This window comes from Edaphosphingomonas haloaromaticamans (genome assembly GCF_001853345.1).
GTDB classification, from domain to species: Bacteria; Pseudomonadota; Alphaproteobacteria; order Sphingomonadales; family Sphingomonadaceae; genus Sphingomonas_E; species Sphingomonas_E fennica.
On the sequence record NZ_MIPT01000001.1, the window covers coordinates 1,969,721 to 1,976,215 of the forward strand.

A 6,495-nucleotide genomic window follows, 5' to 3' on the forward strand; every position below is an offset into this window, starting at 1 on the left:
CTTGCGGTTGCGATCGGGGTAGGGCGGTTTCTATATGGGGTCGAAGCCGATGTCCAAGCATGGACATCCTTATTGCATTCCCCCCTCGAGGAGCCTTTTCGAACATGACCATCGACGGCACCATCCAGCTTCGCGTGAATGGCGAGCATCGTCGCGTGCCGGCGGGGCTCACGCTCGCCGGGCTCGCGGCCGATCTGGGGCTGGATCCGGCCAAGGTCGCCGTGGAGCGCAACCTGGAGGTCGTGCCCCGTTCCACCCTTACCGACGTGGTGATCGAGGATGGCGACGAGCTGGAGATCGTCCATTTCGTCGGCGGCGGCGATCATGCCGCGAAGGTGGAGGAGGATAGCTGGACGGTCGCCGGCCGCACCTTCCGCTCGCGGCTGATCGTCGGCACCGGCAAATATAAGGATTTCGCGCAGAATGCCGCCGCGGTGGAGGCATCGGGGGCGGAGATCGTCACCGTCGCCGTCCGCCGGGTGAACATCGCCGATCCCAAGGCGCCGATGCTGACCGACTATATCGATCCGAAGAAGATCACCTACCTGCCCAACACCGCCGGCTGCTTCACGGCGGACGAGGCGATTCGCACCCTCCGCCTTGCCCGCGAGGCGGGCGGCTGGACCCTGGTGAAGCTGGAGGTGCTGGGCGAGGCGCGCACCCTCTATCCCGACATGCTGGAAACGCTCCGCGCGACGGAAATCCTTGCCAGGGAAGGGTTCCAGCCGATGGTCTATTGCGTGGACGATCCGATCGCGGCGAAGCGGCTGGAGGATGCCGGCGCGGTCGCGATCATGCCCCTGGGCGCGCCGATCGGTTCGGGACTGGGCATCCAGAACCGGGTGACGATCCGGCTGATCGTGGAAGGCGCCGGGATGCCGGTGCTGGTCGATGCCGGCGTCGGCACCGCATCCGACGCGGCGGTCGCGATGGAGCTGGGCTGCGACGGCGTGCTGATGAACACCGCGATCGCCGAGGCGAAGGACCCGATCCTGATGGCCCAGGCGATGAAGGCCGCGGTGGAATCGGGGCGCATGGCCTATCGCGCGGGCCGCATGGGCCGCAGGCTCTATGCCGATCCGTCGAGCCCGCTGGCGGGGCTGATCTAAACCAGCCTTGCGAGCCTTTTCGGGGCGGCGAGGCGATAGCTTTGCCGCACCCGATCCTCGATATGATCCCAGTCGGGTTCGCCGCCGTCCAGCCGGATGCCGATCCAGCCGGAAACGCCGATATAAGCGGGCCAGTAATAGAGGCCGGGATCGGCCTCGATCAGCATCTCCTGCTCTTCCCGGCCGCTCGTCTTCACCATGATGCTCACCGGGGCGCCGTGATGGCCGTGGTCGGCGAAATAAGCGAACATCTTCTTGCCGGCGACGTGGAAGCCATGGGCGCCGTGGGAAAGCCTGGTGCCGGCTTCGGGCAGCGCGAGGCATATCGCGCTTATCCGTTCGAGCAGGGCTGCCGCGTTCAGCGCAGGCTCCGCGCATAATCGGCGAGCGCGCGGGCGTAGAGCGCATGCTCCTGCCCCAGCACCCGTTCGGCCAGCGTATCGGGCGTATCGCCCGGCAGCACGGGCACGCGCGCCTGCGCGACGACCGGGCCGTCATCCAGCTCGGGCGTCACCACATGCACCGAGCAGCCGGCTTCCGCATCGCCGGCGGCGATGGCGCGGGCATGGGTATCCAGCCCCTTGTAGAGCGGCAGCAGCGAGGGGTGGATGTTGAGGATGCGCCCCTGCCAGCCGGCGATGAATTCGGGGGAGAGCAGGCGCATATAGCCGGCGAGCGCGATCAGCTCGACATCGGCGGCGCGCAGCTCGGCATCCAGCAGCGCATCGAATTCGGCGCGCGGCATCCCCTTGTGGCTTTTCGCCCAGGTCGGGATGCCGGCCGCGGCGGCGATCGCCAGCCCGCCAGCATCCTCGACATTGGAAAGCACCCGGACCACCCGATAGGGGCTGTCGGGGGCCTCGCTCGCCTTCACCAGCGAGGCCATGTTCGATCCGCGGCCCGAAATCAGTATGCCGACGCGAACCGGATCAGCCTTCATGCGTGGCCGTCCAGGCCGCCCGCGCGCTCCATGCCTCGGCCGAACCGGAAACCGTGCAGCCCTTGGCGCCCTGCGCGATCCGGCCGATGCGGAACACCGTCTCGCCCGCCGATTCGAGCGCGGCGGCAACCCCGTCGGCCTCGTCCGGCCGCACGATCACGGCCATGCCGATCCCGCAGTTGAAGGTGCGGGCCATTTCCCCAGGCTCGATATTGCCCTGCGCTTGCAGGAAGGCCATCAGCCGCGGCTGCGGCCAGGCATCGGCATCGACATGGGCGTGGAGGCCATCGGGCAGCACGCGCGGGATATTCTCCAGCAACCCGCCGCCGGTGATGTGGGCCATGGCGGCCACCTTGCCGGCGCGGATCAAGGGCAGCAGCGACTTCACATAGATGCGGGTCGGCGCCAGCAGCGCATCGATCAGCAGCACGTCCTGATCGAACAGGGCGGGGCGGTCGAGCTTCCAGCCCTTGTCGGCGGCCAGCCGGCGGACGAGCGAGAAGCCGTTGGAATGGACGCCGGAAGAGGCGAGGCCCAGGATCACATCCCCCTCGGCCACGCGCGTGCCCGTCAGCGCCTGATCGCGCTCCACGGCGCCCACGCAGAAGCCGGCGAGGTCATAGTCGCCATCGGCATACATGCCCGGCATCTCGGCGGTCTCGCCGCCGATCAGCGCGCAGCCGGCGATGCGGCAGCCTTCGGCGATGCCGGCGATCACCCGTTCTGCCACGCCGTTGTCGAGCTTCCCGGTCGCGAAATAATCGAGGAAGAAGAGCGGCTCGGCACCCTGCACGATCAGGTCGTTCACGCACATGGCGACCAGATCGATGCCCACGCCGTCATGCTTGCCGCTGTCGATGGCAAGCTTCAGCTTGGTGCCCACGCCGTCATTGGCGGCCACCAGCAGCGGATCGGCATAGCCCGCGGCCTTCAGGTCGAAGAAGCCGCCGAACCCGCCGAGGTCGGCATTGGCGCCCGGCCGCGCGGTGGCGCGCGCCAGCGGCGCGATCGCCTTCACCAGGGCGTTTCCGGCCGCGATGGAGACGCCGGCCTTGGCGTAGGTATAGGGGGTATCGTCGCTCATGACGTCCGCCTAGACATATCCTGCTTGGATTTCCACGCCCAAGTCGCCAAAAGACGGCGGTGATCTCCGCCGTTCGTTCCTTGCCTCCGCTGAATCGTGCCGGGCTCGCCTTGCTGGCGGCCGGGCTGCTGGGCGTTGCAGGCGTCGTCTTCGCCCAGATTGAAGGCAGTGACAGGGGGATAGCCCCCATCGACAGCACGTCGAGCTACGAGGTCGGCGGCGTTGCCGTGGACGTCGCCGCACGCGACGCCGATGCCGCGCGCACCGCCGGATGGCGGATCGCCCAGCGCAAGGGCTGGCAGCTTTTGTGGAGCCGCACCAACGGCCAGCCTGTGTCGGCGGCGCCCAGCCTTTCCGATTCGACCCTCGATTCGATCGTCGCCGGCATCGTCGTGGAGGATGAGCAGGTCGGCCCGCGCCGCTACATCGCCCGGCTGGGCGTGCTGTTCGATCGCGCCCGCACCGGCCAGCTCCTCGGCGCGCACGGGCGGGGGCTGCGATCGCCGCCGATGCTGCTCATCCCGGTGATGTGGTCCGGCGCCACGCCCACCAGCTTCGAAACCCGCACCGAATGGCAGCGGGCCTGGGCGCGGTTCCGCCCCGGCGGCAGCCCGATCGATTATGTGCGGCCCACGGGCACCGGCAGCGATCCGCTGCTGCTGAACGAGGCGCAGGCCGGCCGGCCGGGGCGCGGCTGGTGGCGGATGATTCTCGATCAGTTCGGCACGGCCGACGTGATCGTCGCGGAGGTCGCGGTCGAACGGAGCTGGCCGGGCGGGCCGATCCTCGCCCGCTTCACCGCGCGCCACGGGCCGGACGATGTCGTGCTCGATCGCTTCACCCTGCGGGCGGCCAATGGCGACGGCATGGCGGCGCTGATGGACGAAGGCGTGCGGCGGATGGACGAAATCTATTCGCAGGCGCTGCGCGACGGCCGGCTGCGGCCCGATCCCTCGCTGGTGATCGAGGAGGAGCCGGCCGAGCTTTCGGACGAGGCGTTCGCCGGCGAGACGATGGCGGAGGAAAGCCCGCTTACCGCCGTCAACTATACGGTGCAGGTGGAAACCGCCGACGCCAACGCGCTCACCGTCGCCGAATCGTCGCTGCGCGCCGTGCCGGGCGTGCGCGGGGTCGATACCACCAGCCTCGCGCTCGGCGGCACATCGGTGATGCGCGTCGCCTATGAGGGCGAGATTTCGGGGCTCCGCATTGCCTTGCAGGCGCGGGGCTGGAGGGTCGATGAGGGGCCGGGCACGCTCCGTATCAGGCGGGCCGCGCCCACGCCCGCCCCCCCGCCGGCACCAGGCGGAACGCCGGGCCAATGAGCCAGATCGCCCTGCCATTCGCGTGGCCGGCGGTGGAGGATGAGCGGGATTTCTGCCGTGGCGAGGCCAATATCCAGGTGCTCCGCCACCTCGAGCATCGCGCGCTCTGGCCGGTCATGGCGACGCTGATTACCGGCCCGCGCAAGTCCGGGCGCAGCCTGCTGGGCCGCATCTTCGCCGCCAAGACGGGCGGAGGGCTGATCGACGATGCCGATCGCCGGCCGGAGGAGGAGCTGTTCCACGCCTGGAACCGCGCCCAGGCGGAGCGGCTGCCCTTGCTGCTGATCGCCGATGCGCCGCCGCCCATGTGGCAGATCGCCTTGCCCGATCTGCGATCGCGGATAGCGGCGACGCCGCATGTCGCGATCACGGAGCCGGATGACGGGCTCGCCGCGACGTTGATGGAACGGTTGCTGGGCCAGCGCGGGCTGGCCGCCGGGCCGGACGTGATCGCTTATCTGCTGCCCCGGATCGAGCGCAGCTATGTCGCGATCCTGCGGGTGGTGGATGCGCTGGACCAGCTTTCGCTCGAGCGCCGGTCGCGGATCACGGTGCCGCTTACGCGCGAGGCGCTGCGGCTGGTGGGTGTCATCGACGATTCATGAAATTTGGCATATCGTCCCGCGCATGGATGAAGCCGTCGCCCTGCAGTCGATCGTCGAAATCGATCCCGTCACACCGGAAATCGAACCGGCCCAGCGCTATTTCAATCGGGAGATATCCTGGCTCGGCTTCAACCGCCGGGTGCTGGAGGAAGCCTGCAACACGGCCCATCCGCTGCTGGAGCGGCTCCGTTTCCTGTCGATATCCGGCAGCAATCTCGACGAATTCTTCATGGTCCGCGTCGCCGGCCTCAAGGGCCAGCTCACCGAGGATGTCGATGCCCGCTCCGCCGATGGGCTGACGGTCGCCCAGCAGCTCGCGGCGATCGAGGTCGAGGCCGATCAGCTGATGGATTCGCAGCAGCTCGTCTGGCGCGATCTTCGGGCGGAGATTGCGCGCGCGGGCATCGTCGTGCTCGCGCATGACGAGATATCGGGGGATGACGCCCTGTGGCTGGACGCCCATTTCAGGGACCAGATCTTCCCCGTGCTGACGCCACAGGCGCTCGATCCCGCCCATCCGTTTCCTTTCATCCCGAACAAGGGCTTCAGCCTGATGTTCGAGCTGCGCCGGCTTGCGGACGGCGAACCGATCCGCGAGCTGCTGATGGTGCCCGCCACCCTGCCGCGCTTCATCCGCCTGCCCGGCAAGGAGGCGCGTTATATCTCGATCGAGGCGGCGATCCGCCGATCCACGGCGATGCTGTTTCCGGGCTATGCGGTGGAAGCCTATGGCGCCTTCCGCGTCATCCGCGACAGCGATATCGAAATCGAGGAGGAAGCGGAGGATCTCGTCCGCTATTTCCGGTCGGCCATCAAGCGGCGGCGCAAGGGCCGCGTGATCCGGCTGGAGCTGCTGGCCGGCATGCCTGAATCGCTGGAGCGGCTGGTGAAGGACGAGATCGTCGGCACCGACGCCATCATCACCGATACCGAACGGTTCCTCGGCATCTCGGATCTCGAGCAGCTGGTCGAGGAAGATCGGCCGGACCTGAAATTCCCGCCCTTCATGCCGCGTTTTCCCGAGCGGATCCGCGAACATGGCGGGGATTGCTTCGCGGCGATCCGCGCCAAGGATATCGTCGTCCATCACCCTTATGAGACGTTCGACGTGGTGCTGGCCTTCCTCCGCCAGGCCGCCAGCGATCCCGATGTCGTCGCCATCAAGCAGACGCTCTATCGCGCCGGCAAGCAATCGGCGGTGATCCGCGCGCTGGTCGATGCGGCGGAGGCCGGCAAGTCGGTGACAGCCGTGGTCGAGCTGAAGGCCCGTTTCGACGAGGAGCAGAACCTCATGTGGGCCTCGCAGCTCGAACGGGCGGGCGTGCAGGTCGTCTACGGCTTCGTCGACTGGAAGACGCACGCCAAGGTATCGATGGTCGTGCGGCGGGAGGGCGGCAGCTTCCGCACCTACTGCCATTTCGGTTTTTTTTTT

7 protein-coding genes are annotated in these 6,495 nt (G+C 68.0%); 4 read left to right on the forward strand and 3 right to left on the reverse strand.

Annotated features, from left to right (window positions below; genetic code table 11):
• The first annotated feature begins 104 nt into the window (after positions 1-104).
• The gene (gene thiS, locus BHE75_RS09010; protein ID WP_084653036.1) at positions 105-1,109 is read left to right on the forward strand and encodes a sulfur carrier protein ThiS; all 1,005 of its coding nucleotides are present in this window, start codon (positions 105-107) and stop codon (positions 1,107-1,109) included.
• Here the strand turns inward: thiS and BHE75_RS09015 are convergent.
• The 3 genes from BHE75_RS09015 to purM are packed head-to-tail and all read right to left on the reverse strand — an operon-like array spanning position 1,106 to position 3,133.
• Positions 1,106-1,471 (reverse strand): MmcQ/YjbR family DNA-binding protein, encoded by a 366-nt coding sequence (locus tag BHE75_RS09015; protein WP_070933652.1) that lies wholly within the window; start codon positions 1,469-1,471, stop codon positions 1,106-1,108. The two genes, thiS and BHE75_RS09015, sit on opposite strands and share 4 nt — an antisense overlap.
• On the reverse strand, positions 1,468-2,049 hold the full coding sequence (gene purN, locus BHE75_RS09020) for a phosphoribosylglycinamide formyltransferase (protein WP_070933653.1): 582 nt from the start codon (positions 2,047-2,049) through the stop codon (positions 1,468-1,470). Before purN ends, BHE75_RS09015 begins: the two co-directional genes overlap by 4 nt.
• Positions 2,039-3,133, reverse strand: a complete 1,095-nt coding sequence (purM, locus tag BHE75_RS09025; RefSeq protein WP_070933654.1) for a phosphoribosylformylglycinamidine cyclo-ligase — start codon at positions 3,131-3,133, stop codon at positions 2,039-2,041. Before purM ends, purN begins: the two co-directional genes overlap by 11 nt.
• 59 nt (positions 3,134-3,192) lie before the next feature.
• Here purM and BHE75_RS09030 point away from each other — a divergent pair, with 59 nt between their 5' ends.
• The 3 genes from BHE75_RS09030 to ppk1 all read left to right on the forward strand — a co-directional run.
• On the forward strand, positions 3,193-4,458 hold the full coding sequence (locus BHE75_RS09030; protein WP_084653038.1) for a hypothetical protein: 1,266 nt from the start codon (positions 3,193-3,195) through the stop codon (positions 4,456-4,458).
• Positions 4,455-5,063 (forward strand): HdaA/DnaA family protein, encoded by a 609-nt coding sequence (locus BHE75_RS09035; protein WP_070933656.1) that lies wholly within the window; start codon positions 4,455-4,457, stop codon positions 5,061-5,063. Before BHE75_RS09030 ends, BHE75_RS09035 begins: the two co-directional genes overlap by 4 nt.
• Before the next feature lie 22 nt (positions 5,064-5,085).
• On the forward strand, positions 5,086-6,495 hold a 1,410-nt coding region (gene ppk1 / locus BHE75_RS24925; protein WP_254684405.1), incomplete at its 3' end, for a polyphosphate kinase 1.